Origin of the sequence: Nocardioides sp. NBC_00368 (assembly GCF_036090055.1) — a bacterium.
Taxonomy (GTDB): domain Bacteria; phylum Actinomycetota; class Actinomycetes; order Propionibacteriales; family Nocardioidaceae; genus Nocardioides.
Genome location: NZ_CP107970.1, coordinates 1,123,587 through 1,148,103, shown reverse-complemented (window position 1 = coordinate 1,148,103; position 24,517 = coordinate 1,123,587). Strand labels below are relative to the sequence as shown.

Below are 24,517 nucleotides of genomic sequence, written 5' to 3'. Positions count from 1 at the left end.
CTTCGCGTCGCGCCCTACCTCAGCTGAGCATCCGGCGCGCAACCGCCCGCTGACGTGCGGTGATCCTCTCCGCATACCCCCCAGGGTTCAGCGTCTCGGTGTGCGGCAGCAGGTCGCGTACGTCCCCCAGGCTCACCTTGTGGACCACCGGACCGTCGGCAGCCGTGAGGTCGCGCTCGAGCCGCTGCCAGCGCAGCATCAGCGACCCCGTGCGGTGACCGGTGGTCTCGAGCCAGTTGGCGATCGGCTCGCCGTCCAGGGGTGGGCGCTCGGAGATCACGAAGCGCATCACGCCGTCGGGGTCGGTGACCGCCTGGGCCTTGGTGAGGCTGGTCTGGTGGGTCTCGTAGTCCGTCGATGCGTACCAGTCGGACCCGATCTGGAACCCCTGGTAGGAGCAGTCGTCGCATCGCGGCACCTCCACCACGAGCGCCTCGTCCTCGGCCAGCTCGTAGTGGCCGATCGAGGAGAACTGCGACTCCAGCCCACCCGGCGTGCGGGCCGGAACGGTGAGGGTGTTGACCGGCTCCTTGTACTGGAAGAACTGGGGGAAGGCGAACCAGGTCTGGATCGAGCCGGTCAGCGACCGGGCGGCGACCTCGTACTTCTTCCGGAGCAGCTCCTGGGTGAGCGGGCGGCGCGGCCGGCCGAGGGTGTCGGGGCGCTCGATGGTGATCGTGCCGCGGGTCTCGGTGTCCCAGTCGTTGAAGACCTCGCGCACGATCAGGGTCTTCGCGCCCGGCTCGGCGGTGTAGGTGAACTCGAAGGACCCGTCCTCGTCGACCTGGAGCTTGCGGTCGTCGAAGGCCATCAGGCTGGTCGCGGCGGCCTCCGCGGTATAGGCGCCGCCCATCACCTGGAACGAGAGGTCGGCGCTCGTCCCACGGCGGCCGCGGACGACGTACTCGACGCCTTCTCGCAGGTAGGCGTTGAGATAGATGGCGTCGGGGTTGTCCAGACCCTGCTTGGAGAACTGGTGCGTCGGGTTCACGAAGAGCGGCTGCTCGAGGTCGTAGTCGAACGCCGTCTGCATGGCCATCCTGATTCGGCCGGAGAGGTACTCATACCCCTCGAGCCGGTCGGCCTCCGTCCGGATGAACGGCGCGTTGGCGATCAGCTCCTCCGCCTCCGCGATCGCCCGCTGGAGCGGCTCGGTCAGGCCGTACGCCGCGCTGGGCTCCGGCGAGGTCATCCGTTCGCCTTGGCGATGATGTTCTCCGCGTACCACTCCAGGTGCTTGATCTTCTTCTCCAGCGGCTCGGGGTCAGCACCCTTCACGTACGGGTCGCGGAAGCCGACGATGCAGTCGGTCACGCCCTTGTCCTCGAGCCGTTTGATCCCGTCGAGGTCGTACGCGTCGTAGCTGATCACGTGGACCTCGAAGTCGTCGCGGGTGTCGCCCTCCTCGCGCCGGATCTCGGCGAGACGCACCAGCAGCCGGTCGAGCTCCTCCCCGTCGCCACCGGCATGCATCCAGCCGTCGCCCTTGAGGACCGCCCGGCGCAGTGCGGCGTCGGCGTGGCCGCCGACGAGGAGCGGGATCTTCTCGGTCGGCGCGGGACGCTGCTGGAGCGGGGCGAACTCGTAGAACTCGCCGTCGTAGCCGAAGAAGTCGCCGGAGGGGTCGGTCAGGCCACGCAGGATGTCCATGCACTCGTCCATCCGCTTCCCGCGGCGCTTCCAGTCGACACCGAGGGCGGCGAAGTCCTCCGGCCACGGGGACAGGCCGACGCCGAGACCGAGCCGGTTGCCGGAGAGGAAGGCGAGGCTCGAGGCCTGCTTGGCAGCCAGCACGGGCGGGCGCACCGGCAGCTTCACCACGAACGGCGTCAGGCGCAGCGTCTCGGTGACCGCGAAGAGATGGGCGCACAGGATGAACGCCTCGATGAACTCCTTGCCCTGCAGGAACTCCCGGTCGCCGGTGTCGGTGTAGGGATAGGTGGAGTCGGACTCCTCGGGATAGATCAGGCTGTCGGCCACGGTCATGCTCGTGTAGCCGGCCGCCTCCGCCGCCTGGGCCAGCGGTGCGTAGTAGTCGGCCTGCGTCATTGCCTCGGCATAGGTGAAGCGCATGGACCAACACTAGAACGTGTTCTAAGTTTCTGCCAGAGTGTTCGCCATGTCTCCTTCTCTCGATCGTCCCGCAGGCCTGGACTCGCCGCTGACGGCGAGAGTCATCAAGTACGGCGCCCGCGCCAACGCCGCGCTGTTCAAGCTGACCAACGGCCGGGTAGGCGGTCGGTGGCGGGTGATGGCGGGATGGCGCAAGCCCGCACCGGTGCTTCTCCTGGAGCACGTCGGCCGCAAGTCCGGCCGCACCTTCACCACTCCCCTGCTGTTCATGACCTCCGGCGCCGATCTCGTGGTCGTCGGGTCGCAGGGCGGCCTACCGAAGGACCCGCAGTGGGTCGCCAACCTGCGCGCCGAGCCCGACGTCGCGGTCCGCCTCCCCCGCAGGGGCCGCCGACTCGTCCGGGCCCGCGTGGCCGACCCCGCGGAGAAGAAGGCCCTGTGGCCACGGCTGCTGGAGACGTACGCGGACTTCGAGACCTACCAGACCTGGACCGACCGGGAGATCCCGGTCATCGTCCTCTCACCCCGCTCCTGAGGAGATGTCGATGGAAACCCGCGAACTGATCGACCGTACCGAGATCGCCGATGCCCTGACCCGCTACACGCTCGCCGTCGACACCGGCGACTGGGACGCCCTCGACACGGTCTTCACTCCCGACGCCGTCATCGACTACTCCGAGTCGGGCGGCACCATCGACGCGTACCCCCAGGTCAAGGCCTGGCTGGCGGAGATGCTGCCGGCGTTCTCGAGCAAGCGCCTGCACACCCTCGGTCAGATCTCCTACGCCTTCGCCGACTCGGCCGACGAGGCGGAGATCGTCGCCTACTTCGACAACCCGATGGTCATCTCGGACGGCGCGGGCGGCGAGCGAGTCGTCGAGGTCGGCGGGCTCTACCGCCACACCTTCGTCCGTACGCCCGAGGGCTGGCGCTCGCGCAAGCTGCACGAGCAGGTCGTCTGGACCCGCGGGTTCTAGGCGGCCGGACCTCGGACGACCCAGTCCGCGAGACCGGCCAGAGGATCCAGCAGGTCCCGGCCGCGCTCGCTCAGCGCGTACTCGACACCCGGCGGCACGGTCGGAAACACCGTGCGCGTCACGATCCCCTCGTCCTCCAGGACCCGCAGGGTCCGGGTGAGCATCCGTTGACTGATCCCCTCGACCCGGCGACGCAGCTCGTTGTAGCGGTGCGGGCGCTCGGCGAGCATCATCATGACGAGCAGGGTCCACTTGTCGCCGAGCATCTGCAGGGTCTGCGTGACCGGACATGCCTCGTACTCCCCGGCCGGGACGAGAGCCGGCAGCCCGGGCCCGAGAGCCACGCTCACGATGTGCTGGGGCACATCGGTGTTCCCATCTGACATTGAAGTGCCTTCTTCCGCGAGCGCCGCCGGACGGCGAGAGTTGCTGATGTCAGCAACCTATCCATGAGGGAGAAGAAGATGAGCACGATCGCGGTCCTGGGCGCGGGCCCCGGCCTGGGGATGTCGGTGGCGCAACGGTTCGCCAAGGAGGGGTACGCCGTCGGGCTGGTCTCACGCAGCGCGGATCGCCACCCGGGCTACCTCGAGGCCCTGGCAGGGCATGGCGTCCGCGCCGTCGCGGTCGCGGCCGACCTGCGCGCCCCCGGCGCCGCCGCCCACGCGCTCGACGAGATCACCGCCGAGCTCGGCCCGCTCGACGTCGTCTACCACGGCCCCGGCGCCCACGACCTGTCCGCACCCACCACCGGCATCCTGGAGACCGGGCCCGCGGATATCCGCCGTGCGGTGGCCGAGACCGTCGAACCGGCGGCGGAGGTCGCCTCCCTGGTGCTGCCCACGATGCGATCGCGCGGCAGTGGCTCCCTCGTCTACGTCTCCGGGGTCAGCGCGCTCGTCCCGATCCCGTTCCTCGGTCCCTACGGGCCCGCCTCCGCCGCGCTCCGGACCTACGCCCGCACCCTCGCCGCTGCCCTGGCCGAGGAGGGCGATGACGGCGTACGCATCGGCTCGCTCGTCGTCGGCGGCCTGATCGAGCGCGGCGACATCCACCAGATGCTCACCGAGCCAGGCGCCCCCGCCCCGTTCGCGACCCTCGACCCCGACGAGATCGCGGACGCGGTCTGGCGGCTGGCCTCCGGGGCCGAGGACGAGGTGGTCTTCGACGTGCTCACCCAGCAGGCGGCGGCGAGCTGAGGGCGCCGCAAACTCAGTGGCATCGCGACCTCCGTGTCTGGTTCGCTGGACGACGGAGGTGATCACTGTGGCCGGCTATGGCGCACTGTCCGAGGCGTACGAGTGGTTGATTCGGGACGAGCATCTCTCCCCGGACGGCTCTGTCGCGAGGTTCGAGGACCTGGTGACGCCTCTGCCGCCGAACGCACGGGTCCTCGACTGCTCCTGCGGCACCGGCCAGCTCGCCGTCGGTCTCGCCGGTCATGGCCTGGACGTCGTGGCGACCGATGCCAGTGCCGGGATGATCCGTCGAACCGCGGCACTCGCCGACGAGCACGGCGTGCGGCTCGACGCGCGCCAGGTCAGCTGGGAGGACCTGACCGGTCAGCTCGAGGCCTCGACCTTCGACCTGGTGTTCTGCGTCGGCAACTCCCTCGGTCACGCCGAAGGGTCACGCGGCCGGTTGGCCGCCCTTGCCTCGATGGCGCGACTCCTGCGTCCTGACGGGCGACTCGTCCTCACCTCCCGGATGTGGGAGGTCGTCCGGGCTCGGGGTTCTCGGATCGATGTCCGCGATCACCTGATCCGCCGCGACGGTCGCGACGCGGTGGTCATCTACCACACCCAGATCGCGCCGGACTGGGAGCAGGAGCATCACTTCGAGATCGCCGTGACCGAGGTGAGGCCTGACGGATCTCTCCACACGTGCGCGGAGCGGTTGTCGTTCTGGCCCTACCGCTACGAGGAGCTCGTCGCCCAGCTGCAGAGCGTCGGACTGACCGTCGAGACCACGACCGTCGACGCCGACGGCGCCGGCTATCTGCTGGTCGCTCGGTCGAACCGCCGATCGGTCAACAAGACCGGCTTGCCGGTGTCCCGGGCGTAGGCGATCTCCCTGCTCGTGGACTCACCGATGTAGCCACCTGCGAGCAGCTGACTCACGAGGTTGCCTGACGTGCAGTTGCAGCGAGGACCCAGAGGCCGAGCCCCGTGGGCGCCAAGGTCGTCCATGTCGCCGCCAACTCGGAGTCACCCGAAGAGAGACCGAGACCGACGAGCGTCACCACTGGTGCGACCGCAGTCGCGATGCTGACCACCGACCAGAACCGTCGCGGTCTCGCCGAGAGAGGGATCAGCACGGACAGGACGCCGACCAGCATGAACAGGCAGAGCGCGACCGTGGCGATCAGCCCTACGAACACGACGACGTGAGAGGTGTGGCTTCCGAAGTCGGCATCCGGATTGCTCACCAGGAGCTTCGCATAGGACAACGCCGACCAGACTGCCTTGACGTTGCGATGATCATTCCCAGTCGAATCGTCGATGCTGACCAGCACAGGAGCGGTCAACGTCACCACGAGCAGGATCAACGCGCCCACCGCCTGAGTCACCCGCAGACGCTCGTCCATCTCCGCCACGGCGCGCTCGACTGCGCTGCTTGGTTCGCTTGTGTTCGCCACTCGCCAAAGGTAAACCGCCGGAGTCGAACCGACGGGCGTACGGCAGCGGCGCGTCTGTCAGTCCGGCACGCGGGCGAGGAAGACGTGCTCCTTGCCCGGACGGTCCGGGGCGTCGCGTACGTCGCTCACGGAGAAGCCGTGAGCGCTGAGGTCGCGCTCGATCTCGGCGCGATCGCGGAAACGGAGGGTTGAGGTCGAGGTCAGGGTCTCGTCGCCGATGGTGGTCCATGCCTCGAAGGTGACCAGCGGGAAGTCGACGCCGCATCGAGTTCTCGCATCGGCCCGAACCTAGCCAGGTCGCGCACCCGGCCACACCTGGTTATCCCGCCGCGGGTGTCCCTCAGCGTCCTTCGAGGTGGTCGATGATCGCCCGCGTGATGGTCTCGGGCTGCTCCGCGTTGGCCAGGTGCGCCGAGTCGGGGACCACCAGGAGCCGGCCGTCCTGGACCGCCTCGGCGATCTCCTTCAGGTGCGGCGGAGGTGTGGCGGGGTCGTCGGCTCCGGCGATGGCCAGGGTCGGCGCGGTGATCCGAGGGAGGTCGGCGCGCAGGTCCATCGCGGCGATGACCTCGCAGCAACCGGCGTACCCCTCGTCCGAGGTGGCGGCGACGGTCGCCTCGCAGGCCGCCTTCACGTCGGGGTTGGCCTGGAGGAAGCCCGGCGTGAACCAGCGGGCGACGACCGCCTCCGCGACGGCCTGGCTGCCGTCCGTACGCACGGTGGCCGCGCGGTCGCTCCAGGCGGAGGACGGCGCCAGGTGCGCGCCGGTGCACAGCAGGACGAGGCGGTCGACGCGGTCGGGGTGGCGTGCGGCGAGCCGCATGCCGGTCATCCCGCCGAGCGAGAGGCCGACGAAGTGGGCTCGCTCGACGCCGAGGCGGTCCAGCAGGGCGACGACGTCGTCGGCGAGGTCGTCGATCGTGTACGGACCGGGCGGGACCGGCGAGCCTCCGTGCCCGCGGGTGTCATAGCGCACCACGCGGAAATGCCGCTCGAGATCGCGCAGGTTCTCGTCCCACATGGTGTGGGTGGCGCCCAGCGAGTTGGACAGCACCACCACCGGGCCGTCTGCGCGGCCGGAGACGACCTGGTGCACGTCGACCGCGTTCACGACGCCACCCGCTCACTACCGACCGGGGTGCTGGCTACACAGGTGACGTCCATGCCCGAGAATCTAGGAGCGCAGACCTGCTGTTGGGAAGTATCGATATGCCCTGCATTGATACGCGCGGCGTATCAACAGGCGACGAAGGCGTCAGCCGAGGCCAGGCCGGGCGTGCAGCCCGCCGCCGGACTCGTAGAGCAGGCCCTTGTCCTTGATCAGCTGACCGGCGGCCGCCAGGATCGGGCTGTCGCCGACGGCGGAGCCGGCCATCGAGGTGATCGCCTCGAACATCTTGACGGCTGCATCGTCGACGGCGGGCCAGTTCCACTCCGAGGGGGCGGGGCCGACCGGCTCGACGGCGTGCCAGCGGGTCGCGCGGGCCTCGGCCATCGTGGTCAGGGTGCTCCAGCCGAGCCCGCCGAGACCGACCACCCCACCGAAGTTGAGGCTGATCAGACCCCAGCCGCTGCACTGGTACTCATAGGCCGACGGACCGAACTCGGACTCGTCCAGCTCGACCCGGGTGATCACCGGCTCGGGGCCGGTGTTGGGGGCGTAGAGCTTGAACGCAGGCCGGGCCGCGAGCAGAGAGGCCGAGGCCGTCGTGGTGATCTCGCTCAGCGGCTGGCCGGGCGCCGAGTAGGCGTCGAAGACCCTGAAACCGAGGTCGAGGGCATAGCCGACGACGAACCGTCGGTCGTCCTGGGCAGCGTAGAAGTTGCGATTGAACACGTTGGGGGGAAACCTCGCTTGTGCCCCACCGACCACCCGCTCTGGTTCGCTGCGGATGACCCGGTGGGATGTGGTTCGGGCAGCGCGACACTATCGCGCCAGGCACGTCGACCTGGCAACCGGTTGGTGATCTGTGTCTCTCGCGAGTCCCTCAGGAGTAGGTGCCGCGGACGGTGTCGGTGGTCGGCAGCGACTGACACCCGAGCCGGATCCCGTCGTCGAGATCCTCCTGCTCGAGCACGTCGTTGCGCACCATCTTCACCTCGCCCTCGAGCAGCCGGAACGCGCACGCCGAGCACTCGCCCTCGCGACAGGAGTAGGGCGCCTTGACCCCCTTCGACTCGAGGAAGTCGAGCATCGGGGTGCCCGGGTCCCAGTCGTCGTACGTCGTCGTGGTGCCGTCGAGCTCGATCTCCAGCTTCACCGGCTGTTGGACGGCGCTCTCACCCTCGACTACCTCAGCCTCGGCCTCCTCGACCGGGGCGACGTCGCCGAACGGGTTGCCGCCCAGGGACGCGAACTTCTCCTGGTGCCGGCGCGCCCGCGGGAACTCCAGCTCCTTGAGCGCTGCGATCGTCGCCTTCATGAACGGCGCCGGACCGCAGACGAAGGCGTCGTACGTCAGATGGTCGGCCGCGAACGCCTTGAGCTGCTCCCCGGTGGGCAGCCCCTGGACCGACTCGAGCCAGTGCACCACCTGCAGCCGGTCCGGGTGCTCGGCGGCCAGCCGCGCCCACTCCTCGGCGAAGATCACCGAGCGCTCGTCGCGGTTGGCGTAGAAGACCACGATCCGTCCGGTGCCCTCACGCAACGCCGTGCGGGCGATCGAGATGATCGGAGTGACGCCGGATCCGCCGGCGAAGAGCAGGAAGTCGGCGTCGATGTCGGCCGGGGTGAAGATACCGCTCGGCGGGAGCACGCGGAGCGTGTCGCCGGGACGGAGGTTGTCGCAGATCCAGTTGGATGCGTAGCCGTCGACGGTGCGCTTGACGGTCACCGTGAGCGGGTCGCCCGGAGCGCTGGACAGCGAGTAGCAGCGCGCTGCCAGACCGTCGCGGTCGCTCGGCACCGCGACCGTCAGGAACTGCCCCGGCTTCGGCTGGAAGGCGTGCTTCGCGTCCTCGGGCACCTCGAAGACGATCGAGTGGGCCTCGGCGGTCTCCTTGACGACGTCGCTGACGGGCAGCAGGAAAGAGTCAGTAGCCATCCTCGGCTCCGATCTGGATCCGGCCGTCGGCGACGGCTGCTTCGATGGACGCCGCCAGACGAGGGCAGCGGGCGTGGGCGAGCCGCGCACCGTCGGCGGCGGTCTTGCGGCGTACGAGATCCGGACACTGGGCCTGCGCCTCGGCCGTCCACTGGACGGAGGTCTGGTGCTCGCTGTTCTTCTTCACCCCGACGCGGGCAAGACAATCGAGGCACTCCACCTCGACCAGACGGGCCTGGGTGTAGAGCCGCTGGTCCTCGACGGTCTCCTGCGACGTCGGGACGAACGAGGCCATCAACTGACCCCTGCGTCGCTCGACTCGGCGGCCTCGGCGGTCTCGGCCTTCTCAGCCTCGATCCGGCGGAGGTTCTCGGCGACCTCCTCGTGCCAGAACTCGTTGGCCTTGGTGGTGTCGACCTCGAACTCGAAGCGGGCACGCATCTCCGGCTCGATGTCGGCGACGTCGACGTAGAACTGCTCGTACCAGCGGCGCAGCTGGTAGACCGGGCCGTCCTCCTCGCACAGCAACGGGTTCTGCACCGGCGCCTTGTTCTCCCAGATCGCCACGTCCTGGAGGAACCCGTCGCCGAACATGTCGGCGTACTTCTTGCCGATGAAGTTGGCGGTCTTGTCGTCGAGGCCCTCGGGCTTCTTGACGGTGATGCCGTACTGCAGGAGGAACGAGTCCGGACCGGTCGGGATGTGGCAGTTGATCAGGATCACCTCGGTCACGAAGCCTTTGTAGTCGACCTCGAGCCAGTTGATCATGTACGCCGGGCCGTAGTAGGTCGCCTCCGACTTCAGGAACATGTCGGCGTCGCCGTAGCCGCCGGCCACGTCCGGGCGCCCCTTCGAGGCCATGTACTGCGTCGCGGTGTGGTCCTCGAAGACGTTGCGGAAGTCGGTCGGGAAGGCGAAGTGCACGTAGTAGAAGTGCGCCATGTCGACCACGTTGTCGATCAGCTCGCGGCAGTGGCTGCCCTTGATCGGAACGGTGTTCCAGATCCAGTCGGTGTAGACCTCGCGGTTGCTGATGTCGGGCAGCTCCGGCGGCAGGATGTCGTAGTCGGCCTTCGACCCCTCGGGGTCGTGCCAGATCAGCAGCGAGTCGTTGCGGATCACCGTCTCGTACGCCTTGGTGCGGGCGCGCAACGGGACCCGGCGGGCGTAGGGGATCTGCTTGCAGCGGCCGTCGGCGCCCCAGCGCCAGTCGTGGAACGGACAGCCGATCTCATCGCCCTTCACGGTGCCCTGGGTCAGGTCGCCGCCCATGTGGCGGCAGTAGCCGTCGAGCACGCCCAGCTCGCCCTGGGTGTTCTCCCAGACGACCAGCTTGCCGCCGAACGCCTCGACCGCGTGCGGCTTGCCGTCCTTGAACTCGCTGGCCAGGCCCAGGCAGTGCCAACCGCGCGCGAAGCGCTCCGGCTGGGAGCCGTGGTCGAGCGTGCGGGTCTGGGTGGTGGGGTCGGCCATGGTCGTACCTTCCGCTGGTCTGTTCGCTGGGCCCTATTCAAAACGTAGAACCTGTTCTAGTTTTATCACATGCATGTGGCCTTGACACCCGCCCAGGAGCAACTTCGCTCAGAGCTCAACTCCTATTTCGCCCAGTTGGTCACGCCGGAGCGTCGCGCCGCGCTCGCGCGGGCGTCGGGCGAGTTCGGTGACGAGGCCGACAAGGAGGTCTACCTCTCGACCATCCGGCAGATCGGCGCGGATGGCTGGCTCGGGATCGGCTGGCCGAAGGAGTACGGCGGCCAGGACCGCTCCATGGTGGAGCAGCTGATCTTCACCGATGCCGCCGCCGTGGCCGGGGTGCCGATCCCCTATCTCACCCTCAACACGGTCGGGCCGACGATCATGCGGTTCGGGACCGAGGAGCAGAAGGCGTACTTCCTGCCGAAGATCCTCGCCGGCGAGCTGCACTTCTCGATCGGCTACTCCGAGCCCGGCTCGGGGACCGACCTGGCCTCGCTGCAGACACGTGCCGTCCTCGATGAAGGCACGGGCGAGTGGGTGATCAACGGCCAGAAGATGTGGACCTCGCTGATCCAGTATGCGGACTGGATCTGGCTCGCCTGTCGGACGGAGCCCGAGGCGTCGCGGCACAAGGGGCTGTCGATGATCCTGGTGCCGACGTCGTCCTCGGGGTTCTCCTATACGCCGGTCCAGACCGTCGCCGGCGTCGGCACCTCGGCGACCTACTACACCGACGTGCGCGTGCCGGCCTCGAACCTCGTCTCCTCGCGCGGAGGGGGCTGGGCGCTGATGACCAACCAGCTCAACCACGAGCGGGTCGCGCTCACCTCGGCGGCGCCGCTGGTGCACTCGCTCGGGCTCGTCAAGGAGTGGGCACGCACCACCGTCGTGCCCGACGGCAGCCGCGTGATCGACTCCGAGTGGGTGCAGGTCGCGTTGGGTCGGGCGCACGCGCGGATCGAGGCGCTCTCGCTGGTCAACTGGAAGCTCGCCTCCGACGCCGACCACGGCGTCGCGCTCTCGCCGGCCGAGGCGTCCGCGACCAAGGTGTACGGCTCGGAGCTGGCGACCGAGGTCTACCGCACGCTCATGGAGATCGTCGGCCCGCACGCCGGGGTGACGGCCGACTCCCCCGGCGCCGTGCTCGCCGGCCGCCTGGAGCGGTTCCACCGCTCGTCGCTGGTCATGACTTTCGGTGGCGGCACCAACGAGATCCAGCGAGACATCATCGGCTACGTGGGCCTCGGCCTCCCCGCCGCCAAGCGCTGACCACCCCGACCTCCGAGGACACTTCATGGACTTCTCCTTCACCACCGAATCCGACGACGCCGCCGAGCTCGCGGCCAAGATCATCGGCGATGCCACCACGCTCGACCGGCTGCGTACGGTCGAGGCGGACGCCGGCGACCGCGGCCGCTTCGACGCCGCCCTCTGGTCCGCCCTCGGCGAAGCCGGGCTCCTCGGGCTCCATCTGCCCGAGGCGTACGACGGTGCCGGGCTCGGGCTCGTCGAGCTGTGCCGGGTGCTCGTCGAGGCCGGGCGACGCGTCGCGCCGGTGCCGCTCGCGGTGCACGGCCCCTGCGGGCTGCTCCTCGCGGAGACCGCTGCGGACGCGCTGACCGGCGTTGCCGACGGGTCTCGTGTGCTGGGTGCCGCGGTCGCCGAGGAGCACTCCCATCTGCCCGACTCCCCCAACGTCATCGCCACGAACGACACGATCACGGGCGTGAAGACGCTGGTCAGGGCCGGGATGATCGCCGATGCGTTCCTCGTCACCGCCTCGGCACCGGACGGCACCACCGGCGTCTTCCTGGTCGAGGCCTCGGCCGAGGGCGTCGACCGCCGTGCACAGCACACCAGTGACGGCGACGTCACGGCGCTCGTCTCGTTCGCGTCCGCCCCGGCTCGACGGATCGGCGACGCCTCCACCGCTGCCCGCCTCGGTGAGCTGCTGACCGTCGCTGCCGCCGCCGAGATGCTGGGCGTCACCGAGGGCGCGCTCGAGCTCACCTCGTCCTACGCCAAGACCCGGGAGCAGTTCGGCCGTGCGATCGGCACCTTCCAGGCGGTCTCCCAGCGGCTCGCCGACGGGTTCATCGACGTACTGGCCCAGCGGCTCACCCTCTGGCAGGCCGTCTGGCGGGTCTCCTCCGGACTGCCCGCCGCCGAGCAGGTCGCCGTGGCCAAGCTCTGGGCAGCCGACGCGGCCCATCGCCTGGCCCACACGACCGTCCACGTCCACGGCGGTGTCGGCATCGACCTCGACGGCGAGGCGCATCGCTACTTCACCACCGCCAAGCGCTTCGAGTTCGTCTTCGGAGGTGCCACCGAGCAGGCTCTGCGGATCGGGCGCGCGTTCGCAGCGTCCTGACCTTGAGCAGATCTCAGAGGGGCTCCGGCGATCGCCGGAGCCCCTCTTCTCGTGGCTGTTGTTGGTGCGGTATCGCGGCCGGCAACCAGGGTGTGCGATAGTGCGCGGTCCTATCGGGAGGCCATCGCGGGCGGAGACGCCAGCCTGACCGCCATCGGCAACGACTTTCGCCTCGACCCCACCGCGATGACCGACTTCGCCAGCGGGCTGCTGCTGATCGCGACCGCCGTCGCGAGCGCCGTCGCGAGCGCCGCCTGGCCCTCGGGCTCCCTCGCTGGAGCTTCGCGCCGCTCGCCGTGCTCCTCCCCCAGTACTTCGTGCCGCACGCGGGGCGGGTCATCCGGGGACGTACTCGTTGCCACTGCGGCCGTCTAGCTCACTTCGGCTCTGGCGGGCCTTGGCGTGTTGGGGCACGAGGTTCGCTGGCCGCGATCGTGTGGGGATCTGGATGTGTGTCCGTTGGTCTCGTGTCGGGTTCCAGCGCGGGTGGGGCCAATACGTTGTCTGGGTTGGGAGATTTACAGGCCAGGGTGTCTGGGTTGGGTGCCATTCGGGTGTCTTGCGGGCTTCCAGCAGCGGTCCGGGTTTTGGTTGGGATACCTGTCCCTGACTGGGTTTACCTGGTTTGGGTTCGCTTGATTTTGCTTCATGTGGTAGGCTCGGCGCAGGCATTAACGTGATGGCCGACCACCTCGAAAGAGGCGTGCTGCCGCACCCTGGACACAACGGGTGCGGGGGTAATCCAGGGGAACCAGGGGCGTGACCGCCGAGCTGCGAGGGTAAGTAATAGCCCGTACTGCCGGGCCTCCAAGACCAGCGAACCAGAACACACCCGCATCGGCGGGTGTGAAGAGTTCGTGCGTCGGGAGGTGAGACGGTTCGATGACCACGCTGCAACAACCCCAACACCCCGTGCTGGAGGCGGTGGTCGCGATCACCGATGCCCTGGACGGCGTGAGGGATGCGAACCCGTCGTTCATGGCCACCGACCAGAAGGCCACCACCCTGGTCGAGATCGCCCGCGCCAAGGCCCAGCTGGCCGAACTCGAACTACGAGTGATCGCGACCGCGGATGACGTCGCCGCCGAGAGCGCCGCCCGAGACATGGCCGCGTGGCTTCATCACCACACCCACCAGCGCCCCGAGACCCTACGGGCCGACCTCCGACTCGCTACCGCACTGGACCGTACCTATGGCTTGGTCGCCACGGCGATGCGACGTGGGGACTGCAACCCCGCCCAAGCCCACGTCATCGTCAACGCACTCGACGAGCTCCCCGGCGACCTTGATCCGGAAATCCGCATCAAGGCGGAGGAGACGCTGGTGGCCTACGCCACCGAGTTCGACCCCGCCCAGCTGCGCCGACTCGGGCGCCGCATTCTTGATGTCATCGCCCCCGAGATCGCCGAGGCCGAAGAAGCCCGACGACTCACCGCCGAAGAAACCCACGCCCGCAAGAAGACCCGGCTGAGCATGCGCCGCCTCGGCGACGGCACCACCCGCATCTCGGCCGTGGTCCCGGACGCATGCGCGGACCGGTTGGCCACCACCCTGGAGGCCTTCGCCTCACCCCGGCGTGATGACGGCGCCCGCACCGACACGGGTGAGTTTCTTCCTTACGACCGCCGGCTGGGGCGCGCGTTGTGCCAACTGCTCGAGACCCTCGACCCCGCCCGGCTGCCCATCCACGGCGGGGACGCCAGCACCGTGATCGTCACCATCGACCTCGACCAGCTCCGCAAAGAAGCCGGCATCGCCCAGACCATCGACGGCACCCCGATCACCGCCGCCGAAGCCCGGCGGCTGGCCTGCACCGCCAACATCCTCCCGGCCATCCTCGGCAGCGACTCCGAGGTCCTCGACCTCGGACGCAAACAACGCCTCTTCACCGCAGCCCAACGCCGAGCCCTCCTCCTTCGCTCAGCCACCTGCGAGGCCGAAGGCTGCGACATCCCCGGCACCTGGGCCGAAGCCCACCACTGGATCGAATGGGCCCAAGGAGGTGCGACCGACCTCGACAACGCCGCACTCCTCTGCTCCCATCACCACCACCGAGCCCACGACCCTGCCTTTACCCACGAGCGCCTCCCCGACGGCCAGGTCCGCTTCACCCGCCGCACATAGACCGACCGATCACAGCGATTCACACCCCACCCGACAGCGCCCGGCATCCGCGCCACGCGGCCGAATCAGCGCGTCTTCCAACCTATGGAGAGAGGGTCAGCCGGAGACCGATCGATCCCGCAGGGAGTGGATCATGTCCTGCAGGATCCGGAAGGCTTCCGCCTGATCGGCCGGCGTCATACCGGCGAGCATCCTGACCTCGACGGACCGCACCGCCGCGGTCGCCTTCTCCAGCCTCCGTCGGCCACGCGGAGTGAGCCGTGTCGGCAGGACCTTTCCGACGGGCGCCTCGGCGGGTCTGGTGACATCGCCTTCTTGCTCGAGGGACCGGAGCAGCACGTTCATCGTCTGCCGCGTCACGAAGGCGCCGCGAGCGAGCTCAGAGTTCGACAGGCCCGGTCGCTGGGCCAACAGCTCCAGACAGGCGTAGTGGGTGATGCTCATGCCGAGCGGTCGCAGCACCTCCTCCATGGCGGTACGGAGGGCGCTCGACGCCTCCTTCAGCAGGTAGCCGAGCGACTTGTCCAGATCGACGCCGTCTTGACTCATGTCAGTATCCTGACATACGTTCGCCGTGTCAGTAAACTGACACCATCCTGAGGAGAGCATCATGCCCGTCACTGGCCCCGACTTCATCTCACTGCAGGCCCGCGATCTCGACGCCTCGCAGGCGTTCTACGAGCGCTATCTCGGCCTCGTTCGCTCGCCGGCCGGGCCTCCGCATGCCGTCGTCTTCGAGACCAAGCCGATCGCGTTCGCTCTCCGCGAGGTGATTGCTGGCACCGACCTCGAGTCCGTCGCCCAGCCCGGCATCGGCGCCGCCATCTGGCTCCACGCCACCGAGGTGCAGGCCATCCACGACAGGCTCGTCACCGACGGCCACACCATCGTGTCCGCTCCGATCGACGGGCCTTTCGGCCGGACCTTCACCTTCGCCGATCCCGACGGCTACCAGATCACCCTCCACGACCGCGCCTGACAGGCGGTCGCAGTATCAGCCCTCGACGCACTCGGCGTTGTCGCCGCCGGAGGAGCAGGCGGAGCGCCGTCGAGGGCAGGACCTGCGGCTGGTCGCTGAAGAAGACGAGGTAGACATCCGGCCAGTTGGATGCCAGGCTTCCGATCGCGACCAGGGCCACGCCCGATGCGAGAACAGTGGCGGCAGGGGCCCAGGGCACCCGACTGATGCGCCGCGGCCTCGGAGCGGGCGGTCGACAGCGAGCATGTCACGAGTCTGGCGAACTCGAAGCACGGCGTGATGAGCCGGCGTACTCAACGCCTTGACCTTCAGGCTGGTCGAAGCCTCAGGCTCGCGGACATGACTGCAACGCCCGCTGTTGATCCGACGATGGACGTCATCACCACTGCCGTGACCCTTGGTCGCGAGGGTCACGTCACCAGAGCACGAAACGAGCTGCTCGCGATCTGGGCCGACCTCGGGGTGTCGGGAGATCCGCTCCACCGCTGCGTGCTCGCCCACTATCTCGCCGACCTCTACGCGGACGCGGCCGTGGCGCTGATCTGGGACGTACGTGCCCTCGACGCCGCCGAGGCCCTCACCGACCAACGGGCGCAGGAGCACGACGCGAGCCTGCAGGTCGCCGGGTTCTACCCGAGCCTGCACCTCAACATCGCCGACAACCTCCGGCGGCTGGGCGCCTTCGCGGCCGCGGCTGAACAGATCGGCAAGGCCGAGGAACGTGCAGCGGCGCTTCCGCCCGGGGCGTACGGCGACATGATCCGTGCGGCCATCCAAGGCGTCGGCGAAGCGATCACGGCTCGCGACGCCGCACCCCGGCCGACGTCGCCGACCGCCGGTGGGACGGAGTAGGGACCGCGGCGGCGAGCCAGACCGATGCCGCTCCTGCGACCGCCGTGATCGCCGGCCAGAACCACCACGGAACCGAACCCGGCAACAGCTGACCGATACCGAGGAATCCGACCACGGCGAGCGGCAGGGCGATCAGGACGGCCAAGCTTCATCCACCTCGATGAATCGACCGAAGAACGTGACGGCCGGGGAGAAGAGCACACTCATCAGCCCGATCCCCGCCGATGCGCCGGCCGCAGCGGCGACACCAGCCGCCACCGCATGGCGCACCATCCGGCGTGGGCCTTCACTCACGCCGATCCGCCCTCGCGATGGTCGAGAGGATCGCGTCGGCAGCCGCACGGGGCGCCTTGGTGGGGATCCAGTGGCTGACGCCGGTGAGCTCGATGAACTCGTAGGGACCGGTGACGGAGTCCTCGTTGCCCTCCAGCGCGCTGCGGCCGATCGCGACGTCGCGGTCGCTCCAGAGCATGGTCGTCGGGACCGGGACCCGGCCGACGCGCGGAGCCAGGAAGAGGGCGCGATACCAGCCCAGGCCGCCCGGGAGCGCGCCGTAGTCGACGATCTCCTCACGGAAGCGCTCGACGTCCTCGTCGGCCCAACCGCTCCCCCGCATCATCCGTTCCATCCGGCCGCCGCGCCCGGAGACCAGCTCCGGAAGGAACGGGATGTTGAAGTAGGCCATGTAGGCCGACCTGCGGCGCTGCGGGCCCTTCATCGACCGCGCGAACGGGACCGGGTGCGGTACCGACATCGCGGTCCAGCTCCGGACCAGGTCGGGCCGCTTGGCCGCCACTCCCCAGCCGACCGCACTCCCCCAGTCATGCCCGACCAGGTGGACCGTCCGTCCGATCTCGTCGATCAGGGCCACCACGTCCTCGACGAGCTCGCCGGCGCCGTAGCCCAGGCGCGTACGCGGCCGGGCGCCCGGCGAGTAGCCGCGCTGGTCCGGGGCGAGAGTGCGGAAGCCGGCCTCGTGCAGGATCGGCGACACCTCGCGCCAGCACGTCGCCCGTTCGGGGAACCCGTGCAGGAGCACGACCGGGTCGCCGTCGACGGGCCCCGAGTCGATCACGTCGAAGGTGAGTCCGTCACGTACGTAGCTCGAGATCGTCACACGTCCATCCTGTCAGTCGCTCTCCGCTCCGAGGCGGCTTCGGGTGTGCGTCAGCGGCGCCGGCAACCATGCTGTGCGATAGTGCGTTGCTGCAAAGTCGACCGCACGACGCTGCACGAAAAGGGGCGCCGGCTCGGTTGACCGAGCCGGCGCCCCTTCCTGTGGCCTATCGGGTCTAACCCTCGGCGATCGCGTCCAGCCGCTTGACCGTCGCCTCGAACTCGGCGATGAGGTCGGCCATCACCTCGGCGACCGTGCGCACCTCGTTCATCCGGCCGACGATCTGCCCGACCGGCATCGCGACGACGTCGGGATCCCCGGCCGCGTTGATGCGGTTGTGGGCGTCGGAGACGAGCAGGTTCTGCAGCGGCATCGGCAGCGGCGTCGGCGAGCCTTCGGCCTCCCAGGCGTCGGTCCACTTCGACTTCAGCAACCGCGCAGGCTTGCCGGTGTAGATCCGCATCCGCCGGGTGTCGGCCGAGGTCGCGCGGGTGAAGGCGGTCTCCCAGCCGGCGTGGGTGTTGAGGTTGCGGTACTCCGACGTCCCGAGCCAGATGGAACCGGTCCAGACGCCCTGCGCGCCGAGCGCCAGCGAGGCGGCGATCTGCCGGCCCGATCCGATTCCGCCGGCCCCCAGCACCGGTACGTCGGGCCCAACCGCATCCACGATGTCGGGCTGGAGCACCATCGAGGCGATCTCGCCGGTGTGCCCACCGGCCTCGTAGCCCTGGGCGACGATGATGTCGACGCCGTTGGAGACGTGCGAGACGGCGTGCTTCGGGGCTCCCGCGAGCGCGGCGACCTTGATCCCGTGCTCGTGCGCCTTCTCGATCACGTCGTTGGGCGGGGTGCCGAGCGCGTTGGCGATCAGCACCGGCCGGTGCTGCAGCGCGACGTCGACGTGCGAGCGGGCGGTGGAGTGCAACCAGCCGAGCACCCCCTCACGCCCCTCCCCCTCCGGCAGCGGCGGGACGCCGAGCGAGAGCAGGGTCTTGTCGACCCACTCGGTGTGCTCAGCCGGTATGTAGGCGGACAGGTCGGTCGAGGTGCCCTCGGTCGGCACCTTCATCGGCATGACCACGTCGACGCCGTACGGCTTGCCGTCGGTGTTCTCGTCCATCCAGGTCAGGGTGCGGTCGAGCTCCTCGGCGTCGTTGAAGCGTACGCAGCCCAGCACGCCCAGCCCGCCGGCCTTGGAGACCTCCGCCGCCACGTGCTCGGAGGGGGTGAAGGCGAAGATCGGGTAGTCGATCCCGAATGCCTCGCACAATGGCGTACGGATCATGCTGTTGCTCCTTCGGAGTCCTGCTCGGTCGCTCGGCTGGCCAGGGCGATCTCCTTGGCCTTGGGGTACTGGGCCTTGCCGGTGGCGTTGCGGGGCACCTCGTCGACGATGGTCAGGGCTCGGGGCAGCTTGTAGCCGGACAGGTGCGCCCGCAGGAACGTACGCAGCCCCTCGAGCTCGATCGTCGCGCCCGGTCGAGGCTCGACGACCGCGGCCACCGCCTGGCCGTAACGCTCGTCCGGGATGCCGACGACGAGCGTGTCGTAGACGTCCGGGTGTGCCTTGATGGCCGCCTCGACCTCCTCGGGGTAGACCTTCTCGCCACCGGTGTTGATGCAGTTCGAGCCCCGGCCCAGGAGTGTGAGGCGGTTGCCCTCCTCGATCCGGGCGTTGTCGCCCGGGATCGCGTAGCGCTCGCCGTCGATCTCCACGAAGGTCTTCGCAGACTTCTCGGGGTCCTTGTAGTAGCCGACCGGCACGTGACCCTTGCGGGCGGTGCGGCCGATCTTGCCGACGTCCTTGGCGAGGTCGAGCGGGTGGCCGTCATCGCCGATCACGGCGGTGTGCGCACCAGCGGTGACCACCGGCCCGTCGGTCGAGAGCGCGGAGGCATCCTGCAGCCCGGTGCCCTGGAAGCCCGTCTCGGTCGAGCCGATCGAGTCGGTGAAGACCGCGTTCGGGAACGCCTTCATCCAGCGCTCCTTGACCGACTTGGAGAAGATCGCGGCACTGGATGCGATGGCGAACAGCGACTGGCCGTCGAAGCCGCCGGCCTCGTACGCGTCGATGAGCGGCACCGCCATCGCGTCGCCGGTCATGAACATCATCTGGACCTTCTCGCGGTCGACGATCTCCCAGGTGCGTACCGGGTCGAACTTGGGCTCCAGGATCGTCACCTGGCCGGCGAAGAGGTGCATCAGCAGGCTCGCCTGGGCGCCACCGTGCATCAGGGGGCTGAGCGGGAGCGTGATGAGGCCGGCGCCGGCGGCCTGCTTGGACTGGTCGTACTCCTCCAGCGGCACGCCGGTCATGAAGTCGATGCCCCCGCCGAGCACCCGCCAGAAGTCCTCGTGGCGCCACATCACACCCTTGGGGAACCCGGTCGTGCCGCCGGTGTAGATGACGTGGATGTCGTCGGGACTGCGCTCGCCGAAGTCGCGGGCGTCGGACTGGCCGGCCTGCGCCTCCTCCAGCGTGACGCCGCCGAACGGGCTCAGGTCGGAGTCGTCGCCCGGCTCCAGCGGGTTGGGCACCGCGACGAAGGTCTTCAGCCCCTTCAGCTTGGGAGCGACCTCGGCGACCAGCGGCGCATAGACGCGGTCGTGCACCAGGGCCTTGAGGTCGGCGTTCTCGAAGAGGTACTCCAGCTCGCCGGCGACGTAGCGGTAGTTCACGTTGATCGCGACGGCACGGATCTTGAGGATCGCGAGCAGTGCGACGACGTGCTCGACGGAGTTCTTGGAGTAGAGCCCGACGTGGTCGCCCTGCCCGATCCCCTGGGCGGCCAGGTAGTGGGCCAGCTTGTTGGACTCACGCTCGAGCTCGGCGTAGGTCACTTTGCGGTCGCCGACTTGGACCGACACCTTCTCGGGCGCGGCGTCGACGGCGTGTTCGAAGAGGTCAGCAAGGTTCAGCGCCATGACTGCGAGACTAGAACACGTTTCAGTTTTCCGCTAGGGTCTGATGTTATGCCGATCACAGAATCTTCTGCCGAGACGCCGCACGCGATCGTCGAGCAGGACGGCCACAAGCTCATCGTCACGATGAACCGACCCGAGCGCCGCAACGCGCTCTCCTCCGAGATGCTGCGGATCATGGAGGACGCCTGGGACCGGGTGAACTCCGACCCGGAGATCCGGGTCTGCATCCTGACCGGTGCCGGCGGCTACTTCTGCGCCGGCATGGACCTGAAGGCGGCTGACGAGAAGCCGCCCTCGGAGTCCTTCGAGGAAGGCTTCGACCCGACGGTGCTCAAGGGCCTGCTCAAGGGATTCCGGCTCACCAAGCCGCTGATCGCGGCCGTCGAGGGCCCGGCCATCGCCGGCGGCACCGAGATCCTGCAGGGCACCGACATCCGGGTGGCCGGCGAGTCGGCGAAGTTCGGCGTCGCCGAGGCCCGCTGGTCGCTCTACCCGATGGGCGGCTCCGCGGTCCGCCTCCCCCGCCAGATCCCCTACACCGTCGCCGCCGAGCTGCTGCTGACCGGACGTACGCTGAAGGCCCCCGAGGCCAAGGAGCTCGGCCTCATCGGGCACGTGGTCCCCGACGGCACGGCCCTCGAGAAGGCCCACGAGCTCGCGGACATGATCGCCGCCAACGGCCCGCTCGCGGTCCAGGCCATCCTCCGCACCATGCGCGACTCCGAGGGGAAGCACGAGGAGGAGTGCTGGGCCGACGATGCCAAGGTCGGCGCCGCCGTCTTCGCCTCCGAGGACGCCAAGGAGGGCCCGAAGGCCTTCCTGGAGAAGCGCAAGCCGGAGTTCAAAGGGCGCTGAGTCCCAGCTGTCTGATTGACCAGAACCCGATCGTGGTGTTGGTGAGCGTGGTCGACCGGCCACGCCTCACCACCACCCCAGGAGGGTTTCCTATGTCTGAGACGTCACGCACACCGATCCGACTGACCATGTCCATGACCCTGGACGGGTTTGTCGCCGGCCCCGACGACCGACGCGGCCAGGGGCTGGGCCGGGGCGGCGGCCGGATCTTCGACTGGCTCGACGACCGGCACGACGCCGGGGTGAACGGCGACGTCTACCGCGAGTACCTCGCCACCGGAGCGTTGATCTCGGGGCGGCGTACCTATGAGCTCGCCGACCGCTGGGGCGGTGATCACCACGACGGCGTGCCGATCCATGTGCTCACCCATCATCCCGACGACGTCCCGCCAGGCAGCGCCCGCTACTTCACCGACGTCGACCGATGCGCCGACGAGGCGCGGGAGGCGGCCGGCGACAAGGTCGTCATGGCGCACGGCGCCGGCCTTGCCCAGGCGCTCCTCGACGCCGGCCAGCTCGATGAGATCGAGATCCATCTAGTGCCCGTGCTCCTCGGCGCCGGGCGACGGCTATTCCCGGACGACGGCGTCCGGCCCGTAGAGCTGGAGCTCGTCCGGCGCCTCGAGGGGCGCGGGGTGACCCACCTTCGCTACGCCGTGCGCCACCCCTGAGGCGCCTCAGCCCGAGAAACGCGCCCGCAGCGCCTTCTTGTCGGGCTTGCCGAGGGCGGTCATGGGGATCGCGTCGATCTCGATGACCGACTTCGGCGCCTGGACCGAGCCCTTCCGCTCCTTGACCAGGGCCTGGATCTCGGCGACGACCTCGTCGGTGAGGGCCGCCCCGGGACGTACGACGACGACGGCGGTCACGGCCTCGCCGAACTTCTCGTGCGGGGTGCCGATGACGGCGACCTGAGCCACGGCCGGGTGGGTGGCGATGACGTCCTCGACCTCGCGGGGGAAGACGTTGAACCCGCCGGTGACGATCATGTCCTTGGTGCGGTCGACGATGTACCAGAAGCCGTCCTCGTCCTCGCGGGCGACGTCGCCGGTGTGCATCCAGCCGTCGCGGAAGGTCTCTGCCGTGACCTCCGGAAGCTGCCAGTAGCCGCCGGAGAGCAGCGGGCCGGCGACGCAGATCTCGCCCGGCTCACCGGGGGCGACGGGCGTGCCGTCGGGACCGATCAGGGCCGTACGCACCAGGGCCGAGGGGCGGCCGCAGGACGTGAGGCGGTGAGTCAGCGGCGCGCCGGCGGCGTCGACGTGGTCGGTCTTCGCGAAGTAGGTGATCGCCATCGGCGCCTCGGACTGGCCGTAGTACTGCGCGAAGATCGGCCCGAACCGCTCGATCGCCTCGGCCAGGCGCACGGGGTTGATCGCGGAGGCACCGTAGTAGACGGTCTCGAGCGAGGACAGGTCGCGGGTGCGGGAGTCGGGGTGGTCCAGGAGCGCGTAGAGCATCGTCGGCACCACCATGAGCGAGGAGATGCGCTCGCGCTCGATGGTCGCGAGCACCTCGGCCGGGTCGAACCTCGGCAGCACGAAGAGCGTGCCACCCTTGATCACGACCGGCACGAAGAAGGCGGCCCCGGCGTGCGAGAGGGGCGTGCACATCAGGAAGCGCGGCGCCTCGGGCCACTCCCACTCCGAGAGCTGCACCTGGGTCATCGTCGCGAACGACCCGGCCAGCCCGATCACACCCTTCGGCTTGCCGGTCGTCCCGCCGGTGTAGGTGATCGAGGTGACGTGGTCGGGCGGGAGCAGCCGCGCGGTCAACGGCTCGACCGGATACGTCGCCGCGGCGGCGACCAGGTCGACCCCGACCTCGGCCAGCTGGGGCGGCACCGGCCCGATGGTCAGCACCTGCTTGAGGCCCGGGCACAGCTCGAGCAGCTCGACGGCCCGGTCGGCGAAGTAGGGGTCGATGACGATGCCGGTGATCCCGGCGTCGTTGATCACGTACGCCTGGTCCTCGGCGCTCCCCAGCGGGTGCAGCGAGGTGCGCTGGAATCCCTGGGTCTGGCCGGCGCCGAGGATGAAGAGCACCTCGGGACGGTTGAGCGCGAGCAGCGCGGTCGCGGAGCCGGTGCCGGCACCGAGGGCCTCGAAGGCCTGGACGTACTGGCTGATCCGCGCCGCCACCTCCGCCCCGGTCAGACTCACGTCTCCGAGATGAATGATCGGACGGCTCTTGTGGCGCTCCAGCGCCGAGACCATCAGATGACCGTTGTGGGGACCGATGCGGCTGGTATCCATGGCCGCACCATACCGTGAAACTAGAACGTGTTCTAGGGCTTAGGCGTCGCCGACGTGCTCCCGGTCGGCATCGGCCATCGCCTCGCGGGCCCAGCGGGGCAGGATGAAGATGCCCTCGGCCTCGACGCACAGGACCGACTCGGAGCCGTCGGCCGGCCGGGTCAGCAGCCGGCCACGCACGATCGCCTTCACTCCCTCGGTCGTCTCGATCCGTGCCTCGCCGCGCAGCGGACCCAGCGGGGTCCCGTGCTTGTAGACGATCGTCAGGGTGCCGGTCATCCCGGGGCGACCACCGGCCGAGGCGGCCTCGCCGAGCAGCTGGTCCAGGATCAGCGCCGAGACACCGCCGTGGACCAGCCCCGGCGGGCCCTCATAGGCCGGACCGAGCTCGAAGTCGGCCCAGACGTCCTCGCCGTCGCGCTGCACGGCCAGCGGCGGGGCGAACGCGTTGCCCTTCCCCACCACCGGGTTGCCGTAGTTGCGGAAGCCGCCGTCCGCCCCGAACCGGACCCCGTGCGGACCCGGCAGCGCCTCGGCGAGCAGCTCCTCGGTCAGCGCCTCGACCCGGCGGCGTACGTCGTCGAGAACCGCGTCCGGGACCTGGGTGCGTACGACTGCGTCGACGAGCCCGCGGACCGAGTCGGTCAGCGGGACCAGGGCGGCCTCCCGCTCCTTGATCTCGGCCTCGGTCATGTCGTCGTGGACGTATCCCGCAGGAGCCTGCGGGTGGTGAGCGCGTCCGTAGTGCATCGACATCTGGGTCCTCGCGTTCAGGATGGGGGCAGCAGGAGGGGTGAGCGAGCGTCAGCGAGTGAACCGTGACCACAACAC

Annotated in this window: 28 protein-coding genes; 11 read left to right on the top strand and 17 right to left on the bottom strand. The window is 69.2% G+C overall.

From position 1 onward, the window contains the following. Positions 1-19: 19 nt before the first annotated feature. Together OG984_RS05405 and OG984_RS05400 are read right to left on the bottom strand one after the other, a co-directional pair. Positions 20-1,192 (bottom strand): hypothetical protein, encoded by a 1,173-nt coding sequence (locus tag OG984_RS05405; protein WP_328530611.1) that lies wholly within the window; start codon positions 1,190-1,192, stop codon positions 20-22. Beyond that, entirely contained in the window at positions 1,189-2,073 is an 885-nt protein-coding gene (locus tag OG984_RS05400; protein WP_008360056.1) for a TIGR03619 family F420-dependent LLM class oxidoreductase, read from the bottom strand. The genes OG984_RS05405 and OG984_RS05400 overlap by 4 nt, the downstream gene beginning before the upstream one ends. A 46-nt stretch (positions 2,074-2,119) precedes the next feature. Between OG984_RS05400 and OG984_RS05395 the strand changes: the two genes are divergently transcribed. Further along, on the top strand, positions 2,120-2,608 hold the full coding sequence (locus OG984_RS05395) for a nitroreductase/quinone reductase family protein (RefSeq protein ID WP_328530610.1): 489 nt from the start codon (positions 2,120-2,122) through the stop codon (positions 2,606-2,608). A 10-nt stretch (positions 2,609-2,618) separates the two neighbouring features. After that, positions 2,619-3,050, top strand: a complete 432-nt coding sequence (locus OG984_RS05390) for a nuclear transport factor 2 family protein (protein ID WP_328530609.1) — start codon at positions 2,619-2,621, stop codon at positions 3,048-3,050. On the opposite strand, the gene OG984_RS05385 is transcribed toward OG984_RS05390, so the two are convergent. Beyond that, positions 3,047-3,436, bottom strand: a complete 390-nt coding sequence (locus tag OG984_RS05385) for a winged helix-turn-helix transcriptional regulator (RefSeq protein ID WP_328530608.1) — start codon at positions 3,434-3,436, stop codon at positions 3,047-3,049. The genes OG984_RS05390 and OG984_RS05385 overlap by 4 nt on opposite strands. 63 nt (positions 3,437-3,499) lie before the next feature. Here OG984_RS05385 and OG984_RS05380 point away from each other — a divergent pair, with 63 nt between their 5' ends. Together OG984_RS05380 and OG984_RS05375 are read left to right on the top strand one after the other, a co-directional pair. Further along, on the top strand, positions 3,500-4,249 hold the full coding sequence (locus tag OG984_RS05380; protein ID WP_328530607.1) for an SDR family NAD(P)-dependent oxidoreductase: 750 nt from the start codon (positions 3,500-3,502) through the stop codon (positions 4,247-4,249). A 67-nt stretch (positions 4,250-4,316) separates the two neighbouring features. After that, positions 4,317-5,114, top strand: coding sequence for a class I SAM-dependent methyltransferase (locus OG984_RS05375; RefSeq protein ID WP_328530606.1), 798 nt, complete (start codon positions 4,317-4,319; stop codon positions 5,112-5,114). A gap of 52 nt (positions 5,115-5,166) precedes the next feature. On the opposite strand, the gene OG984_RS05370 is transcribed toward OG984_RS05375, so the two are convergent. From OG984_RS05370 to OG984_RS05345, 6 genes are all read right to left on the bottom strand, one after another. Beyond that, on the bottom strand, positions 5,167-5,688 hold the full coding sequence (locus tag OG984_RS05370; RefSeq protein WP_328530605.1) for a hypothetical protein: 522 nt from the start codon (positions 5,686-5,688) through the stop codon (positions 5,167-5,169). A 340-nt stretch (positions 5,689-6,028) separates the two neighbouring features. After that, a complete protein-coding gene (pcaD, locus tag OG984_RS05365) occupies positions 6,029-6,799 on the bottom strand; it encodes a 3-oxoadipate enol-lactonase (protein WP_328530604.1) in 771 nt (256 codons plus the stop codon). A gap of 144 nt (positions 6,800-6,943) precedes the next feature. Next, positions 6,944-7,525, bottom strand: a complete 582-nt coding sequence (locus OG984_RS05360) for a hypothetical protein (RefSeq protein ID WP_328530603.1) — start codon at positions 7,523-7,525, stop codon at positions 6,944-6,946. 151 nt (positions 7,526-7,676) lie between these two features. Beyond that, entirely contained in the window at positions 7,677-8,732 is a 1,056-nt protein-coding gene (locus OG984_RS05355) for a ferredoxin--NADP reductase (protein ID WP_328530602.1), read from the bottom strand. Next, positions 8,722-9,027: a hypothetical protein gene (locus tag OG984_RS05350; RefSeq protein ID WP_328530601.1), complete on the bottom strand. Its 306-nt coding sequence runs from the start codon at positions 9,025-9,027 to the stop codon at positions 8,722-8,724. Before OG984_RS05350 ends, OG984_RS05355 begins: the two co-directional genes overlap by 11 nt. Continuing rightward, complete coding sequence (locus OG984_RS05345; RefSeq protein ID WP_328530600.1) at positions 9,027-10,205, bottom strand: Rieske 2Fe-2S domain-containing protein; 1,179 nt, start codon at positions 10,203-10,205, stop codon at positions 9,027-9,029. Before OG984_RS05345 ends, OG984_RS05350 begins: the two co-directional genes overlap by 1 nt. 69 nt (positions 10,206-10,274) lie before the next feature. Between OG984_RS05345 and OG984_RS05340 the strand changes: the two genes are divergently transcribed. Together OG984_RS05340 and OG984_RS05335 are read left to right on the top strand one after the other, a co-directional pair. After that, entirely contained in the window at positions 10,275-11,477 is a 1,203-nt protein-coding gene (locus OG984_RS05340) for an acyl-CoA dehydrogenase family protein (protein ID WP_328530599.1), read from the top strand. 25 nt (positions 11,478-11,502) lie between these two features. Then, on the top strand, positions 11,503-12,579 hold the full coding sequence (locus tag OG984_RS05335; protein ID WP_328530598.1) for an acyl-CoA dehydrogenase family protein: 1,077 nt from the start codon (positions 11,503-11,505) through the stop codon (positions 12,577-12,579). A gap of 110 nt (positions 12,580-12,689) precedes the next feature. On the opposite strand, the gene OG984_RS05330 is transcribed toward OG984_RS05335, so the two are convergent. Beyond that, on the bottom strand, positions 12,690-12,905 hold the full coding sequence (locus tag OG984_RS05330; protein WP_328530597.1) for a hypothetical protein: 216 nt from the start codon (positions 12,903-12,905) through the stop codon (positions 12,690-12,692). A 556-nt stretch (positions 12,906-13,461) separates the two neighbouring features. Here OG984_RS05330 and OG984_RS05325 point away from each other — a divergent pair. Next, the gene (locus OG984_RS05325) at positions 13,462-14,703 is read left to right on the top strand and encodes an HNH endonuclease signature motif containing protein (RefSeq protein ID WP_328530596.1); all 1,242 of its coding nucleotides are present in this window, start codon (positions 13,462-13,464) and stop codon (positions 14,701-14,703) included. Positions 14,704-14,799: 96 nt separating this feature from the next. On the opposite strand, the gene OG984_RS05320 is transcribed toward OG984_RS05325, so the two are convergent. Then, positions 14,800-15,252 carry a MarR family winged helix-turn-helix transcriptional regulator gene (locus OG984_RS05320; protein ID WP_328530595.1) on the bottom strand — a complete coding sequence of 151 codons (453 nt, stop codon included), beginning with the start codon at positions 15,250-15,252 and terminating at the stop codon, positions 14,800-14,802. Positions 15,253-15,313: 61 nt separating this feature from the next. On the opposite strand from OG984_RS05320, the gene OG984_RS05315 reads away from it, so the two are divergent. Continuing rightward, on the top strand, positions 15,314-15,682 hold the full coding sequence (locus OG984_RS05315; RefSeq protein WP_328530594.1) for a VOC family protein: 369 nt from the start codon (positions 15,314-15,316) through the stop codon (positions 15,680-15,682). A gap of 339 nt (positions 15,683-16,021) precedes the next feature. Continuing rightward, positions 16,022-16,534, top strand: a complete 513-nt coding sequence (locus OG984_RS05310; RefSeq protein ID WP_328530593.1) for a hypothetical protein — start codon at positions 16,022-16,024, stop codon at positions 16,532-16,534. 132 nt (positions 16,535-16,666) lie between these two features. On the opposite strand, the gene OG984_RS05305 is transcribed toward OG984_RS05310, so the two are convergent. From OG984_RS05305 to OG984_RS05290, 4 genes are all read right to left on the bottom strand, one after another. Next, complete coding sequence (locus OG984_RS05305; RefSeq protein WP_328530592.1) at positions 16,667-16,828, bottom strand: hypothetical protein; 162 nt, start codon at positions 16,826-16,828, stop codon at positions 16,667-16,669. Beyond that, complete coding sequence (locus OG984_RS05300) at positions 16,821-17,651, bottom strand: alpha/beta fold hydrolase (RefSeq protein WP_328530591.1); 831 nt, start codon at positions 17,649-17,651, stop codon at positions 16,821-16,823. The genes OG984_RS05305 and OG984_RS05300 overlap by 8 nt, the downstream gene beginning before the upstream one ends. A 175-nt stretch (positions 17,652-17,826) precedes the next feature. Beyond that, complete coding sequence (locus OG984_RS05295) at positions 17,827-18,936, bottom strand: NAD(P)H-dependent flavin oxidoreductase (protein ID WP_328530590.1); 1,110 nt, start codon at positions 18,934-18,936, stop codon at positions 17,827-17,829. Beyond that, complete coding sequence (locus OG984_RS05290; protein ID WP_328530589.1) at positions 18,933-20,576, bottom strand: acyl-CoA synthetase; 1,644 nt, start codon at positions 20,574-20,576, stop codon at positions 18,933-18,935. The genes OG984_RS05295 and OG984_RS05290 overlap by 4 nt, the downstream gene beginning before the upstream one ends. 48 nt (positions 20,577-20,624) lie before the next feature. Between OG984_RS05290 and OG984_RS05285 the strand changes: the two genes are divergently transcribed. Continuing rightward, positions 20,625-21,431 carry a crotonase/enoyl-CoA hydratase family protein gene (locus OG984_RS05285; protein ID WP_328530588.1) on the top strand — a complete coding sequence of 269 codons (807 nt, stop codon included), beginning with the start codon at positions 20,625-20,627 and terminating at the stop codon, positions 21,429-21,431. Positions 21,432-21,523: 92 nt separating this feature from the next. Beyond that, entirely contained in the window at positions 21,524-22,102 is a 579-nt protein-coding gene (locus OG984_RS05280) for a dihydrofolate reductase family protein (protein WP_328530587.1), read from the top strand. Between the two features lie 6 nt (positions 22,103-22,108). Here the strand turns inward: OG984_RS05280 and fadD8 are convergent, their stop codons facing one another. Together fadD8 and OG984_RS05270 are read right to left on the bottom strand one after the other, a co-directional pair. Continuing rightward, positions 22,109-23,686 carry a fatty-acid--CoA ligase FadD8 gene (gene fadD8 / locus OG984_RS05275; protein ID WP_328530586.1) on the bottom strand — a complete coding sequence of 526 codons (1,578 nt, stop codon included), beginning with the start codon at positions 23,684-23,686 and terminating at the stop codon, positions 22,109-22,111. Between the two features lie 39 nt (positions 23,687-23,725). Continuing rightward, a complete protein-coding gene (locus tag OG984_RS05270) occupies positions 23,726-24,442 on the bottom strand; it encodes a PaaI family thioesterase (RefSeq protein WP_328530585.1) in 717 nt (238 codons plus the stop codon). Positions 24,443-24,517 lie beyond the last annotated feature (75 nt).

What these genes read in the sequence shown, in the direction of transcription:
- OG984_RS05405 (WP_328530611.1), bottom strand. Translation starts at nt 1,192, where the DNA reads ATGACCTCGCCGGAGCCCAGCGCGGCGTACGGCCTGACCGAGCCGCTC.
- OG984_RS05400 (WP_008360056.1), bottom strand. Translation starts at nt 2,073, where the DNA reads ATGCGCTTCACCTATGCCGAGGCAATGACGCAGGCCGACTACTACGCA.
- OG984_RS05395 (WP_328530610.1), top strand. Translation starts at nt 2,120, where the DNA reads ATGTCTCCTTCTCTCGATCGTCCCGCAGGCCTGGACTCGCCGCTGACG.
- OG984_RS05390 (WP_328530609.1), top strand. Translation starts at nt 2,619, where the DNA reads ATGGAAACCCGCGAACTGATCGACCGTACCGAGATCGCCGATGCCCTG.
- OG984_RS05385 (WP_328530608.1), bottom strand. Translation starts at nt 3,436, where the DNA reads ATGTCAGATGGGAACACCGATGTGCCCCAGCACATCGTGAGCGTGGCT.
- OG984_RS05380 (WP_328530607.1), top strand. Translation starts at nt 3,500, where the DNA reads ATGAGGGAGAAGAAGATGAGCACGATCGCGGTCCTGGGCGCGGGCCCC.
- OG984_RS05355 (WP_328530602.1), bottom strand. Translation starts at nt 8,732, where the DNA reads ATGGCTACTGACTCTTTCCTGCTGCCCGTCAGCGACGTCGTCAAGGAG.
- OG984_RS05350 (WP_328530601.1), bottom strand. Translation starts at nt 9,027, where the DNA reads ATGGCCTCGTTCGTCCCGACGTCGCAGGAGACCGTCGAGGACCAGCGG.
- OG984_RS05345 (WP_328530600.1), bottom strand. Translation starts at nt 10,205, where the DNA reads ATGGCCGACCCCACCACCCAGACCCGCACGCTCGACCACGGCTCCCAG.
- OG984_RS05340 (WP_328530599.1), top strand. Translation starts at nt 10,275, where the DNA reads ATGCATGTGGCCTTGACACCCGCCCAGGAGCAACTTCGCTCAGAGCTC.
- OG984_RS05335 (WP_328530598.1), top strand. Translation starts at nt 11,503, where the DNA reads ATGGACTTCTCCTTCACCACCGAATCCGACGACGCCGCCGAGCTCGCG.
- OG984_RS05325 (WP_328530596.1), top strand. Translation starts at nt 13,462, where the DNA reads ATGACCACGCTGCAACAACCCCAACACCCCGTGCTGGAGGCGGTGGTC.
- OG984_RS05320 (WP_328530595.1), bottom strand. Translation starts at nt 15,252, where the DNA reads ATGAGTCAAGACGGCGTCGATCTGGACAAGTCGCTCGGCTACCTGCTG.
- OG984_RS05315 (WP_328530594.1), top strand. Translation starts at nt 15,314, where the DNA reads ATGCCCGTCACTGGCCCCGACTTCATCTCACTGCAGGCCCGCGATCTC.
- OG984_RS05310 (WP_328530593.1), top strand. Translation starts at nt 16,022, where the DNA reads ATGACTGCAACGCCCGCTGTTGATCCGACGATGGACGTCATCACCACT.
- OG984_RS05295 (WP_328530590.1), bottom strand. Translation starts at nt 18,936, where the DNA reads ATGATCCGTACGCCATTGTGCGAGGCATTCGGGATCGACTACCCGATC.
- OG984_RS05290 (WP_328530589.1), bottom strand. Translation starts at nt 20,576, where the DNA reads ATGGCGCTGAACCTTGCTGACCTCTTCGAACACGCCGTCGACGCCGCG.
- OG984_RS05285 (WP_328530588.1), top strand. Translation starts at nt 20,625, where the DNA reads ATGCCGATCACAGAATCTTCTGCCGAGACGCCGCACGCGATCGTCGAG.
- OG984_RS05280 (WP_328530587.1), top strand. Translation starts at nt 21,524, where the DNA reads ATGTCTGAGACGTCACGCACACCGATCCGACTGACCATGTCCATGACC.
- fadD8 (WP_328530586.1), bottom strand. Translation starts at nt 23,686, where the DNA reads ATGGATACCAGCCGCATCGGTCCCCACAACGGTCATCTGATGGTCTCG.
- OG984_RS05270 (WP_328530585.1), bottom strand. Translation starts at nt 24,442, where the DNA reads ATGTCGATGCACTACGGACGCGCTCACCACCCGCAGGCTCCTGCGGGA.